Raw genomic sequence first — 24,815 nt, forward strand, 5'->3', positions numbered from 1 at the left:
CTACTATGTGGGCCGGCAATTACTGCAACCCATTGCGCCGCGCATTTGGTGAGGATCGAGGCGCCGATCGAGCCACAGCAAATGAGGATTCATGTTCGCAAACAGATCACGAAGATTCATCCTGTGCCTCGCGGCGCTCGCTCCGCTTGCGGTGCATGCCGGCACCTGCGAGGTGCAGGGCGGAGCAACACGCACGCATCTGGTCGAGCTGTACACCAGCGAAGGCTGCAATTCCTGTCCGCCCGCGGAGCAGTGGATGAGTTCGATTCGCGACAAGGAAGGCCTGGTCGGACTCGAATTCCACGTCGACTACTGGGACTCGCCGGCCTGGCATGATCCCTACGCGAAACAGGCCTGGGCGCGGCGCCAGGAGGTGAAGGCGAAGCAAGCCAAGGCACAGGTGTACACACCGCAGATCTGGCTCGACGGCAAGCTGTGGAAAAGTTGGCCGAAGGGCGAGGCGCCGGGCGCCGAGCAGCCGGCAGTCGCGCAGATGCCGCTCACGCTGCGCATATCCGCGGAGACCGGCGACAAGGTCAAGGTGCGCCTGCAGGCGACCGGGTCGGGAAACCCCGAGCACAAACGATTCTATGTCGCCCTGACCGAGAACCGGCTGGCGCAGGAGATACGCGGCGGAGAGAACAAGGGCCGTCGCCTCGAGCACGATCAGGTCGTGCGCGACTTCATCGGGCCGTTGCGCTTGCCGGAGGCGCAGGCCGAGTTGAAGGTCCCGACAGGCATGGCGCTGCCGAACGCTGCCGTTGTCGCCTTCGTGCAGGACGAGGACGGCGGTGAGATGGTACAAGTCCTGCGTCTGCCGTTGACGGAGTGCAAATGATGAACACCACGACCTTGCGTGAGATCTCGCTCGGTGTCGACCAATCGGGCAAGCGTTCGCCCGCCGCGTGGCGGACCGTGCTCGGCGCAGGTGCCGCCGCGGCGACGCTCGATCTGGTTTACGCCTGCACCCTCGTCTATTTTCTGCGCGGCATGAGCCCGCAGCGCCTTTTGCAGTCGATCGCGAGCGGCATCTACGGACAGGAATCCTACTCCGGCGGCTGGGCCACGGCCGCGGTCGGCTTCGCCGCGCACTACTTCATCCTGATCGTCGCGGCGTGGTGGTTCTTCCTCGCCAGCAAACGCCTGCGCGTCTTGCGCGAGCAGCCCGTGGCCTGCGGCATCGCCTACGGCGTCGCGATCTACGTCACGATGAATTTCGTCGTCCTGCCACTGTCGAACGCGCCATTTGCAAACAAGGCTTTTGATCTGGCGATCACCTTGCCGCGCCTCGTCGAATTCGGCATGCATCTCGTCTTCGGTCTGATCATCGCGCTGGTCGTGCGTCGTTACTGGCGCCGGACGATTTAAGAAAAGCGAACCGGGCATTGCGCCCGGTTCGTGGTTCCCACAACCCGCAATGGACGGCGGTCAATCGAAGTTGCGCGTCACCCGCAAACCGATCGTGCGCGGCTGGATCGGCACCACGTAGTACTGGCCGAACACATTGGCGTACTGGCTGCCGGCCGGCTGTACGCAGACCGAGGTCGCGCACTCGGCGAAGCGATTCAGTTCGCCGCGACTGTCGAACGCGTTCTTGATGTAAACGTCGAATGCCCACGCGTTCTTCTTCAGGCCGGCGGACAGATCGAACGAGGCATAGCCGGGCATGTCGCCGATCAAGCCATTTTCGAGCGTGCGCAGATCGGTGCGGCGACGGCCCTCGACAAAGCCTGCGGCCTGGAAATAGCCTTCACCGCCGAACGCATCAAATACATAGCGAGCGCTGAGATTGGCCTTCTGTTTCGCGGTCAGCGGCAATTGCGTGCCCTTCGGCGCCTGCGGGCCATCGACCGGATCGCCGGTCTGCGGATTGATCGTGCCCGGCGTGCACACGGTGGCGGGCTTGCCGGTTTCGTCGAGGAATCCGCAATAGTCGGCCTCCAGCTTCGACTTGAGCAAGCTGATACCCGCGGTCAACGTGAGGTTGTACGTCGCCGCCCAGGTCAGGTTCGACTCGAAGCCGCGGATCTGCGCCTTGTTCGCATTGTGGATTTCGGTGAGGCCGTTCGCGCCGAGATAGGCGAACTGGAAATCCTTCCAGTCCTCCTGGAACACCGCGCCGTTCCAGCGCAGACGATGGTCGAGCCATTCGGTCTTCCAGCCGAACTCGTAGTTGGTGAGGAAGTCGGCGACATAGGGCGGCTGACTGCCGCGACGGTTGATGCCGCCGGGGCGGAAGCCCTCCGACCAGGTCGCATAGATCATCTTGTCCGCATCGAACTTGTAGGTCAGGTTGCCCTTGCCGACGTGGTCGCTCTGCGTGGTCTTCTTGTCGAGGTTGGTGCACGGCGCACCGTCGAACTTGTAATCGCTGAAGCAGGCCGCTTCGCCAGTGTGGCTGCTGTAGCCTTCGCTGAAGCCGAAAAATCCACGCAGGCTGTTCTCGGTGTGGAAGAAGCGCGCGCCGAGCGTGCCGGTGAGATTGTCGGTGATGTCGTAGCTGACTTCGCCGAACACCGCACTGCTGTCGTCGACGCGATGCTGCTTCGTCAGCCACAGCGTGTTGGGCCAGCCGGTAACCGACGTCGCCGTGGCAAGACCATCGATGATGTAGTCCTGCGAGATGCGGTGCGACTGATGGTCGAGGTAGAGGCCGGCAACAAAGCGGAAGCGCTGATCCTTTGGCGAATTGATGCGCAATTCGTGGCTGGTCTTGGCGTAGCCGTCGACGCCGTGGATATGCTGGCCCGGATTGATGTAGTTGCCGTTGTTGTCGGTGATGTACTTGCCATAGCCGGACAACGTGTCGTACCAGAACGAATAGTCGCTGTAGTCCGAGTCGGTCCAGTCGCTGCGGTTGAGGTGGGCGAACGCATAGACGAGATCGAAGTTGCCGATCTTGCCCTGCACGGTCAGCGCACTCTGCACCCAGCGGTCTTCCTGCCATTCCGCGTAGCCGTGACTGACCTTGAGGTCGCCGATCTTGGGGTCGAACGCGTAGCTGCCGCCGTTGTGCTGGCTCTGGCCCATGATCGTAGGCGTGATCGACCAGTCGTCGTTGAGATCGAGTTTGAGCGCCGCGCGCGCACCGCGCAGCCAGGATTCGTTATAGGCATCGTGCACGCGGCTGGCGTTGTCCGCAGTGATGCCCGAGGTCGGATAGGTGCGCGCGCCGAGCACGTTGTCGACATAGCCGCCGTCGTGCTCGTCCCAACCGACCACGCGCAACGCGGCCTTCTCCGATAGCGGGATGTTGACGAAGCCTTCGGTGACATAGCCCAGCGTGCCGTGGGACACCGAGTTGATTTCGGTGCTCACGCTCGCCGCGAACGCGCTCGGGTCGGGTTTGTTCGTGATGATGCGGATCGTGCCTGCCTGCGAGCTGGCGCCGTATAGCGTGCCCTGCGGGCCGGCGAGCGCTTCCACGCGCGCGACGTCGTAGATGTGCAGATCGAGCGCGCCCTGGATCGTCGTGATCGGCTCCTCGTCGAGATAGACGCCGACGCTCGGCGACGGGCCGGAATGGTTGCCGTTGCTGCCGCTGGCGACGCCGCGCATGTAGATCTGCGAGAAGCCCGGTGCAGTGCTCTGAATCGACACGCTCGGCAGCATTTTGACGTAGTCGGTCATGCTGTTGACGTTCATCTCGCTGAGTTTGTCAGTCGAGAGTACGTCGATGCTGAGCGGCACGGCCTGCGCATTTTCGGTGCGCTTCTGCGCGGTCACTGTCACCGATTCGAGCGAGGCGGTCGGCTTCTCCTCGGATGGTTGCGTGGGCGGAGCGCTCTGCTCCGCATCGGCGGCGAACGCCGGGGCACAGAAAGCGAGATGTATTGCCGCCGCGAGCGGCAGGCGGATAAATTTTGAACGGCCTCGAAGGCGCGGCCGGACTCCGGGACAGATGGTTGCCACGATGAATTCTCCCAATGAAATGCAACGTTGCGATTGGATGCGGTGCGTCCCCACGCAGCCGCGCCGGTTACCTACTTCTTGTTTCAGCTTGTTCGAACTCCGTCAACGTGTCGCCAAGTGCCTCCTTCAACGGACCGAGCCAGGGCTCGTAGTGCTGCCAATGATCGACGCCAGCCTTGTAGATCGGCTGGCGCACCTGTTCGGAACTCGCCGTGCGCACCGGCCGCTCGTTTTCGAAGAAGCGCAGCACGCCGTCCTCGAACGGCAGGCTGCAGTAGTCGAGGAGCGAGCGCACTTCGCGTTCGGTATCGGCGACCATGTTCTCGTAGATCACGCGATGCACGCGGCCGGGCAGCACGGAATCGAAATGCCGCATCAGCTCGGCATAGTCCCGGTAGTAGCGGCCGATATCGGCGAGGTCGTAGGCGAAATTCTGCCCGCGGGCGAAATGCTGGCGGAAGCACGACCAGCCGCAGGCGAGCGGATGTCGGCGCGCGTCGATGATCTTCGCGTTCGGCAGAATCAAGTGAATGAGACCGACGTGGGCGAAATTGTTCGGCATCTTGTCGATGAAGAATGGCCGCCCGAGCTTGCGATGCTTGGCCGAGCGTTCGAGATATTCCTCGCCGAGCGCGCGCAGTTCGGCGCCGCTCATGCGTGCGAGTGCGTCGTGGTATGCGCCCGGCTCGCGGTTCGTGGAAGCGCGGCGCAACGCGCGCGTGATCGAGGTGAGCTCCGGCAATTCCATCGTGCCTTCGACCTGCGAGTGGCTCGACAGGATTTGCTCGATGAGAGTGGAACCCGCGCGCGGCAGGCCGACGATGAAGATCGGCTCGGGCGAGGGCGATCCCTGCCCGGCACGCGCGGCAAAAAAATCCGGGGTGTACATCTGCTTCGCGCGCGCGAGCCGAGCCGAAGTGTCATCGGCGCGATACGGCGCGAGCTTGAGGCGCAGCGCGTTGCCGGCGGCATAGTGGGCAAACGACGTGGCGTAGTCGGCGCGGTCTTCGAGCGCCTTGCCGAGCGCGAAGTCTAGGTGCAACCTGTTTTCGTCGCCGAGCGAAGTATTCGCGAGCGCTGAGCGCATCGCCGCAATTTCTTCGTCGCCGAAGCGGAACGTCTTGAGATTGGCCAGGCTCCAGTAGGCCTCGCCGAAGCCGCGATCGAGCCGGGTGCACTCTCGATACGCGGCGATCGCGCGCTCAGTGTGGCCTTCGGTTTTCAGCGCATGGCCGTAACTGAGCCACGCATGCACCTGCCCTGGATGCTCGCGCAACAATTCGGCATAGATGTCGATTGCGGTGGCGTACTCGCCGATACGGCAGAGCACGGCGGCCTTGAGGTTGCGGTATTGCGGATTGGCCGGATCGTCGCGCAGCAGCGCTTCGAGTTCGGCGATGGCCTCGATCGGCCGGTTCGCACGATGCAGGACGATTGCATGATTGTGTCGCGCCTCGCGGAAGCCGGGTGCGAGTTCGAGGCAGCGCGCGAGCAGGTTCTCCGCGTCCTCGATGCGGTCGACGCGCACGGCGAGCTCGGCGAGCATGCGGATCGCAACGACGTCGGTGGGCGCCTCGCGCAATTGCGCACGCAAGCGAGCCTCGGCTTCGGGGATGTGATTGGCGGCGAGCGCCGCCGCGGCTTGCATCAGCGCCGGATCGTGAACGCTGTGGCTGACGTGTTCGAGATAGGCGTTGGCGGCTGCGGCGCTGTCACCCGCTGCGAGCAGACGGTCGCCGAGCTGACGCCAGATCTGCGGTTCGGTCGGCGTGCGTCGTGCCGCTGCACGCAGGGCAACGAGATCGGAACGGATGCTGCTGTCGATACCGCAGTCGAGCATACGGCGCCTGGACGATGGACATTGCGCAAGCTCCGCTCCACCGGAGCGGAGCGGCGAGGGTTTCGCCGCTCCGCGAGCGAGTTTGCAACAAGTCCGTCATATCCGCCACTGCCGTCTGTGGCGGATGTCGCTTTACCAGTGCAACGTCGCCTTGCCGTAGACGAACGCGCCGTTGAAGCCGAACGGCGAGTAGTTCGAGTACGGTAACTGACCGCTCTGCGAGTTGGCGTAGATCGTTGCGTCCGGATAGACGTTGGTCACGTTGTCCGCGCCCAGAGTGAAATCCCAGCGGTCGAGATGGTAGGTGCCCGAGACATTGAGCAGCCACTTCGCGCCGTAGGTCTGGTCGAGCGCCGCGTTGCTTGCGTTGAGCACGGTGACGTCGCCGTAGCGGGTTACGTCGCCGTGCAGGGTCAGGTTCCAGAAGCTCCAGTCGGCGCCGAACACGTATTTGTCTTTCGGCGAGCCCAGGGTGATGCGGCCGACTTCGTCGCGCGTCACGCGCGCGAGAACGAGGCCGTTCTGCTGCAGTATCGCCGGGTTCGGCTGGATATAGAGGACGTCGGTCTTGTTATGGTTGGCCGCAAGGCTGAGGTTGAGCGTGCCGGCCGAATCGAGGTCGAGCCTGTAGTTGGCGACCGCGTCGACGCCGCGCGTGCGCGTGTTCACCGCGTTGGTGAAGTAACGGCCGCCCTGCACGCCGGGATAACCGTTCGCCTGCAGATAGTTGCTGACCGCCGTGCCGGTCAAATTGCCGGAGAGCACGATGCGATGATCGACGGTGATCTGATACGCATCGATCGTCGCCGAGAACGCGTCGGTCGGCTGCAGCACGAGTCCTACGCTGTAATTGCGCGACTTCTCGGCTTTGAGCGGTTCGGCGCCGAGCGCGATCGCGGCCGGATCGGAAACCGGGAAGGTGCGCACCTGCTGCAACTGGTTGCCGCTGGGTGTCGACACGAGGTTGGTCGCGGTCGAGGAAAAATACTCCTGGGCCAGCGACGGCGCACGGAAACCATTCGACGCGGTCGCGCGCACGGCGATGGCATCGACGATCTGGTAGCGCGCGGAAAGCTTGCCCGACAGCGCGCTGCCGAAGTCGCTGTAGTCCTCGTAACGGCCGGCGAGGCCGGCGGAGAGCTTGTCGGTGAAATTCGTCTCGAGATCGAAATACGCCGCGTAGCTGTGCCGGCTGTGCGAGCCGGCGTCGTTCGGCGTGAAGCCGGGATACACCTGCGCGCCGGTGCCGAAGTACGAGGCCGGGTCGCCCGCGCTGACCGAGTAATTCTCGTGGCGGTATTCGCCGCCAAAGGCCACGGTCACGGCGTTGGGCAGGAAGCCGAATGTCACGTCCTTGCTCAAGTCCGCGTTCAACGCGCCCTGTTCGCTTTGCAGGATGCCGTCGAAGAAGTAGGTCGGACTCGTCGGCCCGATGCTGGTGTTGAGGCTGTGCGCGGTGTCGATCGCGATGCGGCTGTAGCCGTAATCGGCGCTGAGGTCGTAGTGCCAGCCGTCGGCGACCGTGCCACGCAGGCCGGCGACGCCTTGGCGGTCCTGCGCGTGCACCAGTTCCAGCGGCAGATAGCCGTTCGGATAGATCGAAAGGATGTTGTTGCTCGCACCGGCTGCGCGGAAGAAACCGTTCGAGGTCGAATTCAGATTGCGGGCGCCGCCAAAGGCATAGAGCGTGGCGGCATCGGACAGTTTGTACTGGCCGTTGAAGGAAAATTCCGGTTGCTCGATCTGCGGGTCGCCATAGCGCTGCGCCACGACGCCGAGCGGCGGCTGACTCGCGCTCGGGGTTCCCAGGTAGGGGCCCGCGCGATTCGACCAGTCGTTGCTGTTGTATTGCGCGGCGAGGTGGATCCAGCCGCTGTCGCCGAGCTTGAAACCGCCGTCGCCGCCCGCAAGCAGCTGGGCGCCGTCGCCGGCGCTGTATTCACCGGTCTGCAGCGATGCGCTGCCGTGTTCGCTGCCGCTCTTGAGCACGATATTGACGACGCCGGCGATCGCATCCGATCCGTACTGCGCGGAGGCGCCGTCGCGCAGCACTTCGACGCGCTCGACCGCACTCAGCGGAATCTGGTTCAGATCGAACGGCGCCGAGCCGCGGCCCTGGCTGCCGTTGACGTTGACCAGCGCCGAAGTGTGCCAGCGCTTGCCGTTGACGAGGACGAGGGTCTGGTCGGGTGAGAGGCCGCGCAGCTGCACCGGGCGTACCGCGTCGGTGCCGTCGGTCAGCGACGGATTGGGGAAATTCAGCGATGGCACCGCGCGCGACAGCGCCGCAGTGAGCTGGGCCGCGCCGGTCGCCTGCAGCGCTTCGGGGGTGATGATGTCGATCGGCGAGAGCGATTCGGCCACCGTGCGGTTCTGTACCTTGGTGCCGGTGACGATGATCGTCTCCATTGCCTTCGTTTCCTTGGGCGCCTCTGCGAGAGCCTGCTGGGCGGTCGCATTGGTAACGATACCAACAGCAAACACGGCAAGCGCGGCGGGAATAGGGCTTCTGTTCATGGGCATTACTTCTCTGGCTAGCGGTATTTCGACGCAAGTATTTGTTACAATTGGGTTAAAGTTAATGTTGCGTTGCGGCAATGTCAAATATCCTTTGCTTCTAAGCGAAGGTTGTTTGGCAAGTCCGCGGCCTCTTGATAAACGCCCAATCGACCCGATACTTCGCCGCTGCGCGAGTCGAGCCGGCTTGGCAGTCTCGTCATCATCGAACCTGCGGAAGACCCGATGCCCATCTACGAATTCGAATGTGCTGCCTGCGGCAACCGTTTCGACCGCCTGCAGAAGCTCAGCGACCCCGATCCGACCGCGTGCCCGCATTGTGGTGCCGAGCGCGTCTCGCGCCGTCTTACCGCACCTGCGTTCCGTCTGAGCGGAAGCGGCTGGTACGAAACCGATTTCAAAAAGGACGGCGACAAGAAGCGCAATCTCGCCGGCAAGGATGAAGCGCCTAAATCCGCTGCGGAGCCGGCGACCAAGTCCGACGCGGCAAAGCCCGCCGCCGCTCCCGCGGCGGCGAAGTCGCCGGCAGCGAAAGGCGACTCGGCGGCGTAGTGCTGTATGCAATGAACGTGTGCTGATCGGTTGCCGACCGCAGACTAAACACTGTTCGCGACGAGGCATTGCGCACATTGCCGCTCGAGTCGCATGGGGTACACTCGTCCTCACTCAACAAGAGAGAGGGAGAGCGTCATGTTGATCCGCATTTTCGTTGCAATCCTCGTCGTCGCGGCCGGTTTGCTGCCCGCCGCTTCGTTGCATGCGCAGTACGGAGGCTACGGCCCGGGTCCGGGCGAGGCCATCGAGTGCAAGAGCAGCGGCTACAACTATCAGCGTTGCCCGGTGCCGTGGCGCGACGCGCAGATCGTGCGCCAGTTGTCCGACACGCAATGTCGTCGCGGACAGAGCTGGGGTTTTGACCGCCGCGGCGGGTTCATCTGGGTCGATCGCGGCTGCCAGGCGCGCTTTGTCGCCGCCGGTGGTGGTTATCCGGGGCAGGGGCCGGGTCCGGGTCCGTGGCAGCCCGGTCCAGGCTGGGATCAGCGTTTTTCGGTCCGTTGTGAGAGCAACGACGGGCGCAACAATTTCTGCCAGGTCGACGTCGGCGCACGCGGGCGCGTGTACCTGGAGCGCCAGGAATCCAGTACTCCGTGCCGGGAAGGCCAGAACTGGGGCTGGAACCGTGGTGGCGTCTGGGTCGCACAGGGTTGTCGCGGCGTGTTCACGGTCGATCGGCGCTGGTAGCGCGACTGCTTCGTCGAAAACACCCGCCGCTGGCGGGTGTTTTCGTTTGCAGTGCAGCAAAAACCCTCGTAGCATGCCGGGCTCGTTTCGCGCGGTGTCTCCGCGAGACTTGAAATTTGGGATTCCTGGTGGAGTAGGTTTTGGGCATGCGCACGCATTATTGCGGCCTCGTCGACGAGGCCCTTGTTGGTTCCGAAGTCGCGCTTTGCGGCTGGGCGGACACGCGCCGTGATCACGGCGGAGTGATCTTCATCGATCTGCGCGATCACGAAGGCGTCGTCCAAGTTGTCATCGAACCGGAAAACGCGAACGCCTTCGGCGTGGCAGAGAACGTGCGCTACGAATACTGCCTGCGCATCACCGGCAAGGTACGCGCGCGTCCGGCGGCGCAGGTCAACGATCGCCTGAAAACAGGAAGGATCGAAGTCGTTGCCGACAAGGTCGAGGTGCTCAACGCCGCGGCTCCCCTGCCGTTCATGCTCGACGACACACCGGGCGAAGACGCCCGCCTGCGTTACCGCTATCTCGACATCCGCCGCCCCGACATGCAGCGCAAGCTGCGCATGCGCACCAAGCTCGTCGCCGCGCTGCGCCGCTATCTCGATGCGCGCGGTTTCCAGGACATCGAAACCCCGATCCTGACCAAAGCCACGCCCGAAGGCGCGCGCGACTACCTCGTGCCTTCGCGTGTGCATCCGACCGAATTCTTCGCCCTGCCGCAGTCGCCGCAGTTGTTCAAGCAGCTGCTGATGATGGCCGGCATGGACCGCTACTACCAGATCGCGCGCTGCTTCCGCGACGAAGACCTGCGCGCCGACCGCCAGCCCGAATTCACCCAGCTCGACATGGAGTTCGCCTTCGTCGAAGAGCGCGACGTGCAGGACACGGTCGAGGCGATGATCTGCGAGGTGTTCAAAGAGGTCGTCGGCGTCGAATTGGCGAAGCCGTTCCCGCGCATGACCTACGCCGAGGCGATGCGCCTGTATGGCTCGGACAAGCCCGACCTGCGCATTCCGCTGCAGCTCGTCGATATCGCGGAGCAGGTCAAGCATGTCGATTTCAAAGTGTTCGCGGGCCCGGCCAACGACGCCGGTGGCCGCGTCGTCGCGCTGCGCCTGCCGGACGGTGCCGCACAGCCGCGCAAGTATCTCGACGAGCTCGGCGTCTACGTCACGCGCTACGGCGCGAAGGGCCTTGCCTGGATCCGTGTTGACGACATCGCGAAAGGCCGCGACGGCCTGACGTCGCCGATCACGAAGTTCCTCGATGACAAGGCGATCGACGGCATCTTCAAGGCCGTCGCTGCGCAGGACGGCGACGTGATCTTCTTCGGCGCCGGCCCGTACAAGACGGTCAGCGACTATATGGGCGCGCTGCGTCTCAAGGTCGGCAAGGACAACGGCTTCGTCGAGAACGCGTGGAAGCCGCTCTGGGTCACCGATTTCCCGATGTTCGAGTACGACGCGGAAGCCAAGCGCTACGTCGCCCTGCATCATCCGTTCACTGCGCCGAACATCGACGACATTGCCGATCTCAATGCGAACGCCGCGACGGCGCTGTCGCGCGGCTACGATATGGTGCTCAACGGCAACGAGATCGGCGGCGGTTCGATCCGTATCCATCGTCCGGAAATGCAGTCGGCCGTGTTCGAATTGCTCGGCATCGGCGCCGAGGAAGCGGAAGCCAAGTTCGGATTTCTGCTCGAAGCGCTCAAGTACGGCGCGCCGCCGCACGGCGGCATCGCGTTCGGCATCGACCGCATCGCGGCGCTGATGGCTGGTACCGAATCGATCCGCGACGTCATCGCATTCCCGAAAACCGCGAGCGCGCAGGACCTGCTCACCGGCGCACCGTCGAACGTAGCCGAAGCGCAGCTGCAGGAATTGCATGTACGCACGGTGAAACCTGTAAAGGCTTGAACAACGGAAACGTGGAGCAGCGGGGCAGGGGCCGTATGGACGAACACGTCATCCTCGTGCACGGATTGTGGATGCGTGCATTCACCCTGGCGGCGCTGCATCGCCGGCTCGAGCGCGAAGGCTACAAAGTACACTTTTTCGACTACGCCAGCGTGCTCAGCGAGCACGATGCGAGCATCGACAAGCTGGTCGAGTTGGTGCGTTCGATCGAGGTGACGGACGATCCTCCGGGCAGAATCCATTTCGTCTGCCACAGCCTCGGCGGCTTGATGGCGCTGCGCGCGCTGCGCAAACTGCCCGATCTAGCGCCCGGCTGCGTGGTCTGCATCGGTTCGCCGCTGCGCGGCAGCGCAATCGCGCGCAGTGTTGCGCAGTTGCCGGGCGGGTCGTTCTTCATCGGCAAGAACCTCAGTGTGCTGCTAGAAGGCTTCGAGCGCTGGAGCGGCAAGCGCCCGGTCGGCGCGATCGCTGGGCGCCTGCCGTTCGGCCTCGGCCTCGTTTTCGGCGCGCTGCCGATGCCGCATGATGGCACGGTCAGTGTCGAGGAGACGCAATTGCCGGGTTTGACCGATCACATCGTCGTGCCGGCCACGCACACAGGCCTGCTGTTCTCAGATGAGGCTGCGGCACAGACTGTCGCGTTTTTGCGCAACAAACGCTTTCATCACGCTGCGGCAGCGTAAAATGGCGGCCATGAGCGCGGGCTCGACAATTCGCATCCTCGGCATCGACCCCGGCTCGCAGCGCACCGGTGTGGGCATCGTTGACATCGACGCGGCTGGACGCACGACGCACGTGTTTCACACCGCGCTGAACCTGCTCGGCAACGACGACTTCCCGCTGCGCCTCAAGCAGATTTTCGACGAGTTGCGCGACATCGTGCTCGCCCACCGGCCGCATGAGGTCGCGATCGAGCGCGTGTTCATGGCGCGCAATCCCGACTCTGCGCTCAAGCTAGGCCAGGCACGCGGTGCGGCGATCTGCGCCGTGGTCGCGCACGGTCTGAGCGTCGCCGAATATTCGGCCAAGGAAATCAAGCAGTCGGTGGTCGGTGGTGGCGGCGCGGAGAAACGCCAGGTGCAGCACATGGTCAGCATGCTCTTGAACATCGACCGCAAATTGCAGGCCGACGCGGCCGATGCGCTCGCGATCGCGCTCACCCATGCGCACGCGCGTGCGAGCGCGCAGCGCCTGCGCGCCGGGGTGACCCTTGCAACGCGTACACGCGGCACCACATCGTCGTGGCGGAGTTTCCGATGATCGGACGCCTGCGCGGAATCCTCGCTTCGAAGCAACCGCCGTGGCTGGTCATCGACGTCGGCGGCGTCGGCTACGAAGTCGAGGCGCCGATGTCGACGGTGTTCGACCTGCCCGAGACCGGGCGCGAGGTCGCGCTCTACGTGCACTACGCGGCCAAGGAAGACACAGTGTCGCTGTACGGTTTCCTGCGCGAGGCCGAGCGCGTGTTGTTCCGCACGATCCAAAAAGTGTCGGGCATCGGCGCGAAGACGGCGCTCGCCGTGCTCTCGGGCGTATCGACCGACGAATTTGCGCGTCTGGTCCAGTCGGGCGACGTGCAATCTCTGACGCGTATTCCGGGCATCGGTAAGAAGACCGCCGAGCGCATCATCGTCGAGCTGCGCGATCGCGTCGACGGCATGGCGCTGGCGCTGCCCACGGGCGCGGCGAACGCGCCGAAGGATCCGCAGGCCGAAGCCGCAAGCGCGCTGCAGCAGCTCGGCTACAAGCCGGTTGAAGCTGCACGCCTGGTCAAGGAAACCTTCGCCACCGGCGACGATGCCGAGGCGATCATCCGCAAGGCGCTCAAGGCGGCGCTGCGCTGAAAGCGCTTCAAGGAAACCGCATGCAACCCAACGCACAGACGCTCACCGGTTCCGCGCGCAGCAAAGCGCTCGCTGCGCTTGCGCTCGGCGCGCTCGGCGTCGTCTACGGCGACATCGGCACCTCTCCGCTGTACGCGGTGCAGGTCACCTTCGGCGAACAGGGCATACCGGTCAGCCCCGAGAACGTGCTCGGCGTGCTCTCGTTGATCTTCTGGTCGCTGATCCTCGTCGTCTCGCTCAAATATGTCGTCTTCATCATGCGCGCGGACAACAAGGGCGAGGGCGGCATCATGGCGCTGATGGCGCTGGCCCAGCGCGGCGCGCACGGCAATGCGCGTCTGCGCCGCGTCATCGTCGTGCTCGGCCTGTTCGGCGCCTCGCTGTTCTACGGCGATGGCGTAATCACGCCAGCGGTGTCGATCCTGTCAGCCGTCGAAGGCGTCAAAGTCGCCGCCCCGGCGCTCGACCGTTTCATCGTGCCGATCACGCTGGTCATCGTGATCGCACTGTTCGCCGTGCAGAAGCGCGGCACCGCGACCATGGGCGCAATGTTCGGCCCGATCATGATGCTCTGGTTCGCCACGCTCGCCGCGCTCGGTCTGTTTCAGGTCGTGCAACAGCCGCAGGTACTGTACGCGCTCAATCCCTGGCACGCGGTCGTGTTCTTTCACGACAATGGCGCGCATGCGTTCCTCGCCTTGGGCGGTGTCGTGCTCTGCCTGACCGGTGCTGAGGCGCTCTATGCCGACATGGGGCATTTCGGCAAGCGGCCGATCCGCATCGCCTGGTTCGGCTACGTTTCGCCCGCGCTCGTGATCAACTATTTCGGCCAGGGCGCACTGCTCATGCACCAGCCGACCGCGGTATCCAATCCGTTCTTTTTGATGGTGCCCGAAGGGCTGCTCTATCCGATGATCGCGCTGGCGACGGTGGCGACGATCATCGCATCGCAAGCGGTGATCACCGGCGCTTTCTCGATGACGCGCGAGGCGATCCAGCTCGGCTTCGCGCCGCGCATGGCGATCAAGCACACCTCGAAGGAAACCCAGGGCCAGATCTTCCTGCCCTGGGTCAACAGCATCCTCATGCTCCTTATCCTCGGCGCCGTGGTCGGATTCCGCTCGTCGGAAAATCTCGCTGCGGCCTACGGCATCGCCGTGACCGGCACGATGGCGATCACGACCTGCCTCGCGCTAGTCGTCGCGCGGCGCCTGTGGGGATGGAACCGAGTGCTGGTCGTCTTCGCCGGTGTGATTTTCCTCATCATCGACGTCGCCTTCTTCAGCGCCAACGCGATCAAGATCGAGCACGGCGGCTGGTTCCCGCTCGTGCTCGGCCTGTGCTCGTTCCTGATCATGAGCACTTGGCGCAAGGGGCGCGAGCTGGTGCTGCGCGAGTTGCGCCAGGGCGGCCTCGCGCTTGAGCCCTTTATCGAAAGCGTGACCGCGCACCCGCCGCTACGCGTGCCCGGCACGGCCGTGTTTCTCACCGCGAACGTCAACTCCGTGCCGAACGCGATGCTGCACAACCTGAAGCACAACAAGGTGCTGCACGAGCGCAATATTCTGATGACGGTGGAGACGCTCGACACGCCCGTGGCCGAATACGGCGAGCGCACCGAGATCACCGCGCTCGGTCATGAGTTTTATCGCGTCGTGCTGCGCTACGGTTTCGCCGAAGATCCGGACATCCCGATGTCGATGCAGAACTGCGAAGCCAAGGGCCTCGGCTTCGACATGATGGACACGACGTTCTTCTTGAGCCGGGAAAACGTGATTGCATCAGCCGGCGCGCGAGGCATGCCGATGTGGCGCGACAAGCTGTTCGCCTTCCTCACCCGCAATGCGAGCCCGGCGACGGCGTTCTTCCGCATCCCCGGCAATCGCATGATCGAGCTGGGTACACAGGTAGAGATTTGAGCCCGGCCCACTGGCGCACAAGCGTTCCTGCCATAATTGCCGCATGAACGATTCCCGCCTGATTTCCTCGACATCCACGCGCGAGGACGAGCTGCTCGAAGCGTCGATCCGACCGCAGAAACTGTCCGAATACCTCGGCCAGCAGGCGGTGCGCGAGCAACTCGGCATCTACATCGAGGCGGCGAAACGGCGTGGCGAGGCGCTCGATCACGTGCTGATCTTCGGGCCGCCCGGTCTGGGCAAGACCACGCTCTCGCATGTGATCGCGAACGAACTCGGTGTCAACCTGCGCTCGACCTCGGGGCCGGTGATCGAACGCGCCGGCGATCTCGCCGCGCTGCTCACCAACCTGCAGTCGCGCGACGTGCTGTTCGTCGACGAAATCCATCGTCTGTCGCCGGTGGTCGAGGAAATCCTCTACCCGGCGATGGAGGACAACCAGATCGACATCATGATCGGCGAGGGCCCGGCCGCGCGCTCGATCAAGCTCGACCTGCCGCCGTTCACCCTGATCGGTGCGACCACGCGCGCGGGCATGCTGACCAATCCGCTGCGCGACCGTTTCGGTATCGTCCAGCGCCTCGAGTTCTACACCCCGGACGAGCTCGCCGCGATCGTGCGCCGCTCGGCCAAGATCCTCGCCATCGCCTGCGCCGACGATGGCGCGGTGGAAATCGCGAACCGCTCGCGTGGAACGCCGCGCATCGCCAACCGCCTGCTGCGACGCGTGCGCGATTTCGCCGAGGTAAGGGCCGACGGGCACATCACGCGCGAAGTCGCGATCGCGGCGATGCAGATGCTCAAGGTCGACGACGCCGGTTTCGATGCGCTCGACCGGCGTCTGCTCGGCACGATCATCGATCATTTCGACGGCGGTCCGGTCGGGGTCGAATCGCTCGCCGCCGCGCTCAGCGAGGAGCGCGGCACGATCGAGGACGTGCTCGAACCGTTCCTGATCCAACAGGGCTATCTGATGCGCACCGCGCGCGGGCGCATGGTCACGCGCAAGGCGTATCTGCATCTGGGATTGAAGGCGCCGAAGCGTCTGCCGCAGCCCGAAGACCTGTTCGACGGCAGCGAGGCCGAATCCGGCGAATGAGCGCGAACGACGCAGCGGCGGTGCCGGTCTTTTCCTGGCCTGTGCGCATCTACTGGGAAGACACCGACGCCGGCGGCGTCGTCTACTACGCCAACTACCTGCGCTTTCTCGAACGCGCGCGCACGGAATGGCTACGCAGCCTCGACATCGACCAGTCGCAGGTGCGTGACGAGCTTGGCGTGGTCTTCGTCGTGCGCGAGGTGGCGATCGAATATCTCGCGCCGGCAAAACTCGACGATGAGCTCGAATCCCGCATCGATGCGGTCGAGCGCCGTTCAGCTTCGATGACTTTTGCACAACGTATACTTCGCCGCATCGACGGCGCCGTGCTGGTGACGGCGCAAGTGCGCGTCGCCTGCGTCGCCGCCGACGGTTTCAAGCCGCAACGCATCCCCGAATCCCTGTTCCTCCGATAACGAAAAATATCGACATGCCCGCCGCTCCCAGTGGTCTGAACATCATCGACCTCGTGCTCAATGCGAGCATCTTCGTCAAGCTCGTGATGCTGCTGCTTCTGATCTTTTCCTTCATGTCCTGGGTGATCATCTTCCGCAAGCGGGCGATGCTCAACCGGGCGATGTCGGGCGCGGACGATTTCGAGGAGCGCTTCTGGTCGGGTGCCGACCTCGCCGGTCTGTTCCGCGAAGTCACCTCGAACGGCACGACGACCGGCATCGAAAGCATTTTCGAAGCGGGCTTCCGCGAATTCGCGCGCCTGCGCCAGCGCGGCCGCCTCGACGCACGCACTATCCTCGAAGGCGCGCAACGCGGCATGCGCGTGGCCGAGTCGCGCGAGCTCGATCGGCTCGAACAGAACGTCGAGTTTCTCGCCAACGTCGGCTCGATCAGCCCCTATGTCGGCCTGCTCGGCACGGTCGCCGGCATCATGGTCGCCTTCGTCGGTTTGGCCAATATGAAGGATGCGACGATCGCCACGGTCGCGCCCGGCATCGCCGAGGCGCTGATCGCGACCGCGATGGGCCTGATCGCCGCGATCCCCGCGGTCTGGGCCTACAACCGTTTCCAGACCAAGATCGAGCGTCTGTCGACGCGCTTCGACACCTTCGTCGAGGAGTTCTCCTCGATCCTGCAACGCCAGGTCCACGCCGACGACGGCGCCTGACCCCGCGCCGCAGCGAATCCCGTTCAAGCCATCATGCGCACGCGCAAGAAACGCAAGCTCAAAGCCGAGATCAACGTCGTTCCGTACATCGACGTGATGCTCGTGCTGCTGATCATCTTCATGGTGACGGCGCCGTTGCTCAACCTCGGAGTCGACATCAAGCTGCCGCAGTCGACCGCGAAAGCCGTGTCCGTGCCGAAGGAGCCCATTCTCATCGGCGTCGACAAAGACGGAAAGTTCTATCTGACCAAGAGCGGCTCGTCGCGCGAGGAGATGTCGGCTGACGACATCGTCAAGCAGGTCGCCGCGATCGTGCGTCAGAACCCGGATGTTCCGGTGCTGTTCGGTGCGGACGCGCGCGTGCCGTACGGGCAGGCCTATCAGATTCTTCCGGGACTGCAGGCGGCCGGTGTGACCAAGGTCGGGCTGATGAGTCAGCCGCTGCAGGATTCCAAGTAGCGATAGGCCGCATCGCAACCGAACCATGGAAAGCCAAAGCGACAAGGTGCGCGCCTACCTGTATGCACTGCTCGTGCATCTGGGTGTGTTCGTCTTGCTGTTCATCGGCCTGTTCTGGGCGACGCCGCAGGCGATGCCGCTGCTGCAGGGGCCGGTGATCGAAGCCACGATCGTCGGCAAGCCCGGCGCACCGAAGCCGACACCGCCGAGCAAGACGCCGCCCGCGCCGCCGAAGGAAGAAACCGCGCCGCCACCCGCGCCGAAGCCCGCGCCGCCGCCTCCGCCACAGCCGGAGAAGACGCCGCCGCCGACCGTGCAGAAGAACGACAACCGCGACCAGGAAAAGATCGCCGAGATGGCGATGCAGAAGGCCGAGCAGGCGAAGAAGGCGGAAGAGGAAAAGGTCAAGCAGAAGCAGATCGAGCTGCAGCAAGAGGAAGAACGCAAGGAAGCCGAACAGCGCGAGAAGCAACTGCAAAACCAAAAGCTGCTCGAAGAAGTCCGCAAGGAGCGCGCGGCGAACGACAAGAAGCTCAAGCTCGCGAAAGAAAAATTGAAGCAGCTCGACGACCTGCAGAAACAGCAATCCGCGCCCAAGCCGGTGAAGGCGCCGGCCGCCGACGTGCCCGAGGCCGCCGAGGCGCGCACCGGCATGAACGGCAACGATTCGAGCCTGCTCGCCGAATACAGTTCAGCAATCGTCAAGGTCGTGACTGATAATTGGAATCGCCCGGATACGACACCGAGCGGGGTGCGTTGCACGATCACGATCACGCAGATTCCCGGCGGTGCGGTGATCGATGCGACGATCGGCTCGCCGTGCAATGCCGACATGATTACGCAGAATTCGATCAAGCAGGCCGTGACCAAGGCGCAACCGTTGCCGTACAAGGGCTACGAAAGCGTCTTCCAGCGCAAAATCACCTTCATCTTCAAGTACGACGGAACCTGACCATGCATACGCGATTTATCACCCGGCTAGCCGCCCTCGCATTGGCGATCTGCGCGGCGCCGTTGTTCGCGCAAAGCCTGACGCTCGAAATCCCCAACGGCAACGCTTCGGCGATTCCGGTCGCGGTCGTGCCGTTCGCTACGCAGACCGGCGCGCCGGGGGACACGAGTGTTTCCGACATCGTCGGCAACGATCTCAACCGTTGCGGCCAGTTCCGGGCTTTGCCGAAGGCCGACATTGTGGAATCTCCCGCGCGAGGTAGCGAGATCAAGTTCCCGACCTGGCGCTTGCTCAAGCAGGACTACATCGTCGTCGGCCGCGTCGTCGACTCGGGCGCGGGTGAGGTCAAGGTCGAATTCGAGCTGTACACGGTCGGTGACCAGAAGAACCTCCTCAGCTCGGCGATTGCGGGCCAGCGCAGCGACATTCGCGGCGTCGCCCATCGCGTCGCCGATGCGGTCTACGAGAAGATCACTGGCGTACGCGGCGCGTTCGACACGCGCATCGCCTACGTCACCGCGAAAGGCACCGGCAATAATGCCTCTTATGCATTGATGGTCGCCGATTCGGACGGTTACGGCCCACAGCAAGTCGTCACCTCGCGCCAGCCGTTGCTGTCGCCGGCGTGGTCGCCGGACGGTCGCAAGCTCGCCTACGAATCGTTCGAGCGCGGCTCCTCGGCGATCTATATCCAGGACATCGGCACCGGCGCGCGCGAAGTCGTTTCCGCGCGCAAGGGCATCAACGGTGCGCCGGCGTTCTCGCCCGACGGATCCCGACTCGCGCTGAGCCTGTCGAACGGCGTCAACCCGGACATCTACGTCATGGATCTCGGCAGTCGCGCATTGACCCAGATCACGCGCAACTACGCGATCGACACCGAGCCGGTGTGGGCGCCGGACGGTGCGACGATCTATTTCACCTCCGATCGCGGCGGCAAGCCGCAGATCTACCAGGTCGCCGCAGGCGGTGGTGGCGAGTCGCGAGTGACCTTCACCGGCGACCAGAATGCCAAGGCCACGATCAGCTGGGATGGCAAGAAAATCGCCATGTCGCAGGGCAATAAAAACATGTATCATATCGCTGTTTTGGATCGCGCTTCGGGCAGCAACACGCCGATTTCGACGGGGAATTTCGACGAATCGCCGAGTTTCGCGCCGAACGCGAGCATGCTTCTGTACGCCGCGACCGAGGGATCGCGCGACGTACTCTACGCTGTGTCGGCGGACGGTCGCGTTCGCCAACGGCTGGTTCTGGCCGACGGGGATGTACGCACGCCGGCGTGGGGACCTTACCGTCAGCGTGGACAATAAGCGGGTTGCAAAACCGCATCGGCACAGGATGTGCCGACGAACCGAGCGCGAAAGCGATCGGTTCGACAAACGTGGCGCGGCTGTGCCGCGACCGTTTGTTTGCAAACCGAGGCAGGATGCCTGGTTTTGCAATCGATAATAAATTCCTCGACCTGGATGTTGAGATACCGAACTACTCCCTAAAAGCCAACCACTGAGGCAATGACAATGAAAAACTTGCGCGTTCTCCTGACCACCGTTGCTGCGACCGCGGCTCTCGCCGCTTGCTCGGGCAAGAAAGCCGTCAAGCCGCCCCCGCCGCCGGTCGACAATGGTGGTGTCACGACCGCCCCGGCCCAGTCCGGCCCGTACAGCGGACCGGAAGCCCTCGACAAAGATTCCTGCCTGCGTCAGCGCGTGATCTACTTCGATCTGGACAAGACCGAGATCCATTCGGAATTCCAGGCGCAGATCGCCTGCCACGCCGCTTACCTGCGCCAGTTCCCGGGCGCGAAGGTCACGCTGGAAGGCAACGCCGACGAGCGCGGCACGCGTGATTACAACCAGGGTCTCGGCGAGCGTCGCGGCAACTCCGTGTCGAGCGCGGTGGCCGCTGCCGGTGCGTCGACCAGCCAGCTCAACGTCGTCAGCTACGGCGAAGAGAAGCCGGTCTGCCGCGAGCACAACGAAGAATGCTGGCAGAAGAACCGTCGCGTCGAGATCGTCTACACCTCGAAGCAGTAATCGCGGAACCAGTCTCGAGGCGCGCAGGTCGAAGCACCGGCGCGCCTTTTTCTTTTTTGATCGGACGAAACCATGTCCAACATGTCGACCCGTTTCCTCTGTGCGGCTCTTGTGGCCATCGCGGCATTCGCCGCTCCTGCGCATGCCCAGCGCGAAAGTCTCGCCGAGCGCGTCGCCCGGCTCGAGCAGCAGCAGGGCGGCGGCCAGGGCAGTGTCGAGCTGGTCAACCAGATCAATGCGCTGCAGTCGCAGATGCAGCAGCTGCAGGGCCAGAACGAAGAGCTCAAGCATCAGCTCGAGCAGCTCAAGCAACAGGTCCGTGACCAGGCCATCGATGCCGATTCGCGCCTGAGCAAACTCGAGGGCAAGCCGGCCGGTAGCGGCTCCGGCACAGTCGCGCCAGGAACGACCGCGAACACGAATGTAGCTCCGCCGGACGTGCAGCTCGGCGGCGGTGCCACGACCGCGTCGAACAACAACACCGCGCCGCCGCCTGCGGCACAGCAAGCTCCGTCCGCGCCCTCGGTCAATCCGGCCGACGAGAAGGCCGCGTATGACCAGGCCTTCGCTGCGCTCAAGGATGGCCGCTACGCCGAATCGGCGAAGATGTTCCAGGGCTTTCTCGCCCAGTATCCGAATGGTGATCTCGCGCCGAACGCCTACTACTGGCTCGGCGAGTCGTACTACGTGACCCAGAATTATCCAATCTCGCTTGACGCGTTCAACAAGCTGCTCGCGCAGTACCCGAACAGCCAGAAGGCGTCCGCCGCGCTGCTCAAGGTCGGTTATTGCCAGTACGAACTCAAGCAGTGGGACCAGGCTGAGACGACGCTCAATCAGGTCGTCGCCAAGTATCCCGGTACGCAGGAAGCGAACCTTGCCCAAGGTCGCCTGCGCGCGCTCAAGATGGAACGAAGATAATTTTTGCGATCGTCCTTGATCGCGAAAGTCAAAAAGCAGCCATCCATGGCTGTACTTTTCAAAAAAATGCCCGATTCCTCCGCGCGCCTGCGCATCACCGAAATCTTCCACTCGCTGCAGGGCGAGGCGCGTGCGGTCGGCTGGCCGACGGTGTTCGTGCGCCTGACCGGTTGCCCGCTGCGCTGTGTCTGGTGCGACACCGAGTATTCGTTCCACGGCGGCGAATGGCGCGACATCGGCGACATCATCGCGGAAGTGAAAAAGTATAAAACGCGACATGTCTGCGTCACCGGCGGCGAGCCGCTCGCGCAAAAGCGCTGTCTCGATCTATTGCGCCGCCTCTGCGACGAGGGCTTCGAGGTGTCGTTGGAAACTTCGGGTGCGCTCGACGTCTCCGAGGTCGATGCGCGCGTCAGCCGTGTCGTCGACGTCAAGGCGCCGGGTTCGGGTGAATCCGCACGCAACCTGTGGAGCAATCTCGATGTGCTCGGCGCGCATGATCAGATCAAGTTCGTGCTCGCTGATCGCGCCGACTACGATTGGGCGCTCGACGTGCTCGACCGTCGCGATCTGACCGCGCGTTGTGAAGTGCTGTTTTCGCCCGTAGCCGGCAAGCTTGCACCGCGCGACCTCGCCGACTGGATAATCGCCGACGGCCGTTCCGTGCGCATGCAGGTGCAATTGCATAAGCTCCTCTGGGGTGATGTTCCCGGACACTGAAGGGAATCTCTAAATACCTACTGCGCTCGACAATTTGCGCGCGGGCGGTGCTCGGAATCCTCATGTACTGATATGTACAGTCCGGTTCTTGCGCTCCGGCGTCGCACCCGATCTTATCTAGAATCGGCTCTTCGCTCGCTACGGTTTTTAGAGGTTCCCTGAACAATGACCGTTGCCCCGGCAGGGAATGCCGGGGCCCAGACTGCACGGATGCCCGCAATGGCAAACCGAAACATGTCCAGCTCCAGCAAACGCGCCGTCGTCCTCCTCTCGGGCGGCATGGATTCCGCCGTCACACTCGCGATCGCGCGTGCGCAGGGCTTTGCTTGCTACGCGCTTAGCGTCGAGTACGGCCAGCGCCATGCTTCGGAACTGGCCGCCGCGCAGCGCGTCGCCGCGCGCTACGCGGTCGCGCACAAGACCGTGAGCGTCGACTTGCGCAGCATCGGCGGCTCCGCGTTGACCGATGACATCGCCGTGCCACAGGATACCGATCAAAGCGGGGGCGGCGGGGGCATCCCGGTCACTTACGTGCCGGCGCGCAACACGATCATGCTGTCGCTCGCGCTCGGCTGGGCCGAAGTGCTCGGCGCGCAGGACATCTTCTGCGGCGTCAACGCGGTCGACTACTCGGGTTATCCCGACTGCCGGCCCGAGTTCATCGAGGCGTTCGAGCGTCTCGCCAACCTTGCCACCAAGGCCGGCGTCGAGGGCGCGAAGCTCAGCGTGCACGCGCCGCTGATCCGCCTCTCCAAGGCCGACATCGTGCGCCGCGGCAACGAACTTGGCGTCGATTTCGCCACCACTGTATCGTGTTACCAGGCCGACGACGACGGCCGTGCCTGCGGTCACTGCGACGCCTGTCGCCTGCGCGCGCTCGGCTTCGCCGAAGCGGGTGTAGCGGACCGTACGCGCTACCGCTGAGACATTCCGACGGCTTGCTGCGTGCCTCCGGAAGTAGTTTTCCTTGATGATTTTCCACATGGCCACTAAACTTCGCGGCCCGCATTCGTGCGGCGTTCTTGCGTGTCGCTTCATGGGCCGTTAGCTCAGCCGGTAGAGCAGCGGACTTTTAATCCGTTGGTCGCAGGTTCGACTCCTGCACGGCCCACCATTGAGACCGACGCGCGGAGCATTTAGCCGCTTCAAAGCCAGAAAAGCCCGCCGTGCCGCGGGCCTTTCCATTTCCGTTGGTCACCGGAGACGAAAAAGGAGCACATTTTCCCTCTGCAAGAGGGCTGCGTCTCTGTGTTCGCATCGGTACGACCAACGAGCGTCCGGTAGCGACCACGCTCGTTGCAGGTGTTTGAGATGTCTCCCCGGAGGCGCGAAAGCATAGGTGAGGCGCTCAGATCCGCAGTTGCGATCTATTCCCACGGCGTATAGTGTGTCGTGACCCGTCCGGTGAGCTCGTCCAACGTGTATGAGATCGCTTCTGGTCGCACGATCGGACAAATCTGCGGTGCCAGTTCCAACAAAGTGCGTTTGCCTTCAAATGCCTGCGCTGGCCATCCCCCCTCAAACTTCGCTGTCAGCGCCTGCCACAACAGCGAGACATAGGACACGCCATCACCATCCTCCAGTTCAAGCGAGGAGCAGAGCAGGCCAATGAGATGGCCACCTTCGTCGAAAACGGGTCCGCCGCTCATTCCTCCCCATGAGGGGCAGTCGACCTCAAGAACGGGCCACGGCAACATCGCTTTGTCGCGACCTTGTGGATACCGCTCCTTCACAACGCCGGCGGACACCAGGAGCATCGCATCGACGCCATAGCCACGCTCACCATTGTTCATTGACCGTGTCGCTGAGTTCGCCCTGAACCCAACGATCTGCAGACGATCGCCAATCTTTGGTAGTCGGGTCGAGACGATTGCCTGTCGAAAAGTCCGTTCCGGCGGCATCGCAGAGTTCAACTCAAGTCCAAGGATCACAATATCCACGTCCGTCAAGATCGTCATCTTCTTGACGGTCCAGACGTTCATTCCGCTTTTTGCGATGCCAATGCACATGGCGTGCCTCTCGCCCTTCATCAGTCGATCAAGGTGCGACTTGATCACGTGTTTTGCTGTCAGAGCAATTCCGGGTGCAACGATGATAGCTGAGCCTTCGACGTTGTGTTCGTCGGCATCTGCGAAGTGGAACGACAGAACCGCACCATCGAAGGCGTCAATGTTCTCCATGACGACTGTTGCGTTCTTAGGCAACAGAGTTACGCTGATCGGCTGAAATCCGAGCGTGTCGCCCTCCTTGGGATTCGCGGCTGGGTCATTGACTACTCGCCCAACTACCTGCTTCTTGGCCTGTTCGTTCAT

General features: G+C 63.5%; 23 protein-coding genes and 1 tRNA gene. 20 read left to right on the top strand and 4 right to left on the bottom strand.

The window, feature by feature from the left end; translation table 11 throughout:
- The first annotated feature begins 91 nt into the window (after nucleotides 1-91).
- Nucleotides 92-838 carry a DUF1223 domain-containing protein gene (locus tag F455_RS0109045; RefSeq protein ID WP_018972966.1) on the top strand — a complete coding sequence of 249 codons (747 nt, stop codon included), beginning with the start codon at nucleotides 92-94 and terminating at the stop codon, nucleotides 836-838.
- Entirely contained in the window at nucleotides 838-1,368 is a 531-nt protein-coding gene (locus F455_RS20320; protein ID WP_018972967.1) for a hypothetical protein, read from the top strand. Before F455_RS0109045 ends, F455_RS20320 begins: the two co-directional genes overlap by 1 nt.
- A gap of 60 nt (nucleotides 1,369-1,428) precedes the next feature.
- Here the strand turns inward: F455_RS20320 and F455_RS0109055 are convergent, their stop codons facing one another.
- The 3 genes from F455_RS0109055 to F455_RS0109065 form a co-directional block, all read right to left on the bottom strand.
- Nucleotides 1,429-3,912: a TonB-dependent receptor gene (locus F455_RS0109055; protein ID WP_245539955.1), complete on the bottom strand. Its 2,484-nt coding sequence runs from the start codon at nucleotides 3,910-3,912 to the stop codon at nucleotides 1,429-1,431.
- 67 nt (nucleotides 3,913-3,979) lie between these two features.
- Nucleotides 3,980-5,752: a tetratricopeptide repeat-containing sulfotransferase family protein gene (locus tag F455_RS20325; protein ID WP_018972969.1), complete on the bottom strand. Its 1,773-nt coding sequence runs from the start codon at nucleotides 5,750-5,752 to the stop codon at nucleotides 3,980-3,982.
- 132 nt (nucleotides 5,753-5,884) lie between these two features.
- Nucleotides 5,885-8,269, bottom strand: coding sequence for a TonB-dependent receptor plug domain-containing protein (locus tag F455_RS0109065; protein ID WP_026293221.1), 2,385 nt, complete (start codon nucleotides 8,267-8,269; stop codon nucleotides 5,885-5,887).
- A 225-nt stretch (nucleotides 8,270-8,494) separates the two neighbouring features.
- Here F455_RS0109065 and F455_RS0109070 point away from each other — a divergent pair, with 225 nt between their 5' ends.
- The 18 genes from F455_RS0109070 (at nucleotide 8,495) to F455_RS0109155 (ending at nucleotide 23,617) form a co-directional block, all read left to right on the top strand.
- On the top strand, nucleotides 8,495-8,821 hold the full coding sequence (locus tag F455_RS0109070; RefSeq protein WP_018972971.1) for an FmdB family zinc ribbon protein: 327 nt from the start codon (nucleotides 8,495-8,497) through the stop codon (nucleotides 8,819-8,821).
- 138 nt (nucleotides 8,822-8,959) lie between these two features.
- Complete coding sequence (locus F455_RS0109075; RefSeq protein WP_018972972.1) at nucleotides 8,960-9,511, top strand: DUF3011 domain-containing protein; 552 nt, start codon at nucleotides 8,960-8,962, stop codon at nucleotides 9,509-9,511.
- A 146-nt stretch (nucleotides 9,512-9,657) separates the two neighbouring features.
- Entirely contained in the window at nucleotides 9,658-11,430 is a 1,773-nt protein-coding gene (aspS, locus tag F455_RS0109080; RefSeq protein WP_018972973.1) for an aspartate--tRNA ligase, read from the top strand.
- 35 nt (nucleotides 11,431-11,465) lie between these two features.
- Nucleotides 11,466-12,113: an esterase/lipase family protein gene (locus F455_RS0109085; RefSeq protein WP_018972974.1), complete on the top strand. Its 648-nt coding sequence runs from the start codon at nucleotides 11,466-11,468 to the stop codon at nucleotides 12,111-12,113.
- Nucleotide 12,114: 1 nt separating this feature from the next.
- Complete coding sequence (ruvC, locus tag F455_RS20330) at nucleotides 12,115-12,690, top strand: crossover junction endodeoxyribonuclease RuvC (protein WP_018972975.1); 576 nt, start codon at nucleotides 12,115-12,117, stop codon at nucleotides 12,688-12,690.
- Nucleotides 12,687-13,274, top strand: a complete 588-nt coding sequence (ruvA, locus tag F455_RS0109095; RefSeq protein ID WP_018972976.1) for a Holliday junction branch migration protein RuvA — start codon at nucleotides 12,687-12,689, stop codon at nucleotides 13,272-13,274. The genes ruvC and ruvA overlap by 4 nt, the downstream gene beginning before the upstream one ends.
- A gap of 20 nt (nucleotides 13,275-13,294) precedes the next feature.
- A complete protein-coding gene (locus tag F455_RS0109100) occupies nucleotides 13,295-15,193 on the top strand; it encodes a potassium transporter Kup (protein WP_018972977.1) in 1,899 nt (632 codons plus the stop codon).
- Between the two features lie 43 nt (nucleotides 15,194-15,236).
- Complete coding sequence (gene ruvB, locus F455_RS0109105) at nucleotides 15,237-16,292, top strand: Holliday junction branch migration DNA helicase RuvB (RefSeq protein ID WP_018972978.1); 1,056 nt, start codon at nucleotides 15,237-15,239, stop codon at nucleotides 16,290-16,292.
- Nucleotides 16,289-16,708: a tol-pal system-associated acyl-CoA thioesterase gene (gene ybgC / locus F455_RS0109110; protein WP_018972979.1), complete on the top strand. Its 420-nt coding sequence runs from the start codon at nucleotides 16,289-16,291 to the stop codon at nucleotides 16,706-16,708. Before ruvB ends, ybgC begins: the two co-directional genes overlap by 4 nt.
- Nucleotides 16,709-16,722: 14 nt before the next feature.
- Nucleotides 16,723-17,415: a protein TolQ gene (gene tolQ, locus F455_RS0109115; RefSeq protein ID WP_018972980.1), complete on the top strand. Its 693-nt coding sequence runs from the start codon at nucleotides 16,723-16,725 to the stop codon at nucleotides 17,413-17,415.
- Nucleotides 17,416-17,448: 33 nt separating this feature from the next.
- Nucleotides 17,449-17,874 carry a protein TolR gene (gene tolR, locus F455_RS0109120; protein ID WP_018972981.1) on the top strand — a complete coding sequence of 142 codons (426 nt, stop codon included), beginning with the start codon at nucleotides 17,449-17,451 and terminating at the stop codon, nucleotides 17,872-17,874.
- A gap of 25 nt (nucleotides 17,875-17,899) precedes the next feature.
- Nucleotides 17,900-18,826: a cell envelope integrity protein TolA gene (gene tolA, locus F455_RS20335; protein ID WP_018972982.1), complete on the top strand. Its 927-nt coding sequence runs from the start codon at nucleotides 17,900-17,902 to the stop codon at nucleotides 18,824-18,826.
- Nucleotides 18,823-20,139, top strand: coding sequence for a Tol-Pal system beta propeller repeat protein TolB (tolB, locus tag F455_RS0109130; protein WP_425413739.1), 1,317 nt, complete (start codon nucleotides 18,823-18,825; stop codon nucleotides 20,137-20,139). Before tolA ends, tolB begins: the two co-directional genes overlap by 4 nt.
- Before the next feature lie 207 nt (nucleotides 20,140-20,346).
- A complete protein-coding gene (gene pal, locus F455_RS0109135) occupies nucleotides 20,347-20,862 on the top strand; it encodes a peptidoglycan-associated lipoprotein Pal (protein ID WP_018972984.1) in 516 nt (171 codons plus the stop codon).
- 72 nt (nucleotides 20,863-20,934) lie between these two features.
- Nucleotides 20,935-21,783: a tol-pal system protein YbgF gene (ybgF, locus tag F455_RS0109140; protein WP_020684069.1), complete on the top strand. Its 849-nt coding sequence runs from the start codon at nucleotides 20,935-20,937 to the stop codon at nucleotides 21,781-21,783.
- A 45-nt stretch (nucleotides 21,784-21,828) separates the two neighbouring features.
- A complete protein-coding gene (queE, locus tag F455_RS0109145) occupies nucleotides 21,829-22,503 on the top strand; it encodes a 7-carboxy-7-deazaguanine synthase QueE (protein ID WP_245539956.1) in 675 nt (224 codons plus the stop codon).
- 234 nt (nucleotides 22,504-22,737) lie between these two features.
- Nucleotides 22,738-23,427 (top strand): 7-cyano-7-deazaguanine synthase QueC, encoded by a 690-nt coding sequence (queC, locus tag F455_RS0109150; RefSeq protein ID WP_018972987.1) that lies wholly within the window; start codon nucleotides 22,738-22,740, stop codon nucleotides 23,425-23,427.
- Between the two features lie 114 nt (nucleotides 23,428-23,541).
- Nucleotides 23,542-23,617: transfer RNA gene (locus F455_RS0109155), tRNA-Lys, on the top strand.
- Nucleotides 23,618-23,870: 253 nt separating this feature from the next.
- On the opposite strand, the gene F455_RS0109160 is transcribed toward F455_RS0109155, so the two are convergent.
- On the bottom strand, nucleotides 23,871-24,815 hold the full coding sequence (locus tag F455_RS0109160; RefSeq protein ID WP_018972988.1) for a S1 family peptidase: 945 nt from the start codon (nucleotides 24,813-24,815) through the stop codon (nucleotides 23,871-23,873).

Origin of the sequence: Rudaea cellulosilytica DSM 22992, assembly GCF_000378125.1 — a bacterium.
GTDB classification, from domain to species: domain Bacteria; phylum Pseudomonadota; class Gammaproteobacteria; order Xanthomonadales; family Rhodanobacteraceae; genus Rudaea; species Rudaea cellulosilytica.

Bases quoted from the DNA above. Each gene is read 5' to 3' on its own strand.
- F455_RS0109045 (WP_018972966.1), top strand. From the start codon at position 92: ATGTTCGCAAACAGATCACGAAGATTCATCCTGTGCCTCGCGGCGCTC.
- F455_RS20320 (WP_018972967.1), top strand. From the start codon at position 838: ATGAACACCACGACCTTGCGTGAGATCTCGCTCGGTGTCGACCAATCG.
- F455_RS20325 (WP_018972969.1), bottom strand. From the start codon at position 5,752: ATGCTCGACTGCGGTATCGACAGCAGCATCCGTTCCGATCTCGTTGCC.
- F455_RS0109065 (WP_026293221.1), bottom strand. From the start codon at position 8,269: ATGAACAGAAGCCCTATTCCCGCCGCGCTTGCCGTGTTTGCTGTTGGT.
- F455_RS0109070 (WP_018972971.1), top strand. From the start codon at position 8,495: ATGCCCATCTACGAATTCGAATGTGCTGCCTGCGGCAACCGTTTCGAC.
- F455_RS0109075 (WP_018972972.1), top strand. From the start codon at position 8,960: ATGTTGATCCGCATTTTCGTTGCAATCCTCGTCGTCGCGGCCGGTTTG.
- aspS (WP_018972973.1), top strand. From the start codon at position 9,658: ATGCGCACGCATTATTGCGGCCTCGTCGACGAGGCCCTTGTTGGTTCC.
- F455_RS0109085 (WP_018972974.1), top strand. From the start codon at position 11,466: ATGGACGAACACGTCATCCTCGTGCACGGATTGTGGATGCGTGCATTC.
- ruvC (WP_018972975.1), top strand. From the start codon at position 12,115: ATGGCGGCCATGAGCGCGGGCTCGACAATTCGCATCCTCGGCATCGAC.
- ruvA (WP_018972976.1), top strand. From the start codon at position 12,687: ATGATCGGACGCCTGCGCGGAATCCTCGCTTCGAAGCAACCGCCGTGG.
- F455_RS0109100 (WP_018972977.1), top strand. From the start codon at position 13,295: ATGCAACCCAACGCACAGACGCTCACCGGTTCCGCGCGCAGCAAAGCG.
- ruvB (WP_018972978.1), top strand. From the start codon at position 15,237: ATGAACGATTCCCGCCTGATTTCCTCGACATCCACGCGCGAGGACGAG.
- ybgC (WP_018972979.1), top strand. From the start codon at position 16,289: ATGAGCGCGAACGACGCAGCGGCGGTGCCGGTCTTTTCCTGGCCTGTG.
- tolQ (WP_018972980.1), top strand. From the start codon at position 16,723: ATGCCCGCCGCTCCCAGTGGTCTGAACATCATCGACCTCGTGCTCAAT.
- tolR (WP_018972981.1), top strand. From the start codon at position 17,449: ATGCGCACGCGCAAGAAACGCAAGCTCAAAGCCGAGATCAACGTCGTT.
- tolA (WP_018972982.1), top strand. From the start codon at position 17,900: ATGGAAAGCCAAAGCGACAAGGTGCGCGCCTACCTGTATGCACTGCTC.
- pal (WP_018972984.1), top strand. From the start codon at position 20,347: ATGAAAAACTTGCGCGTTCTCCTGACCACCGTTGCTGCGACCGCGGCT.
- ybgF (WP_020684069.1), top strand. From the start codon at position 20,935: ATGTCCAACATGTCGACCCGTTTCCTCTGTGCGGCTCTTGTGGCCATC.
- queE (WP_245539956.1), top strand. From the start codon at position 21,829: ATGGCTGTACTTTTCAAAAAAATGCCCGATTCCTCCGCGCGCCTGCGC.
- queC (WP_018972987.1), top strand. From the start codon at position 22,738: ATGTCCAGCTCCAGCAAACGCGCCGTCGTCCTCCTCTCGGGCGGCATG.
- F455_RS0109160 (WP_018972988.1), bottom strand. From the start codon at position 24,815: ATGAACGAACAGGCCAAGAAGCAGGTAGTTGGGCGAGTAGTCAATGAC.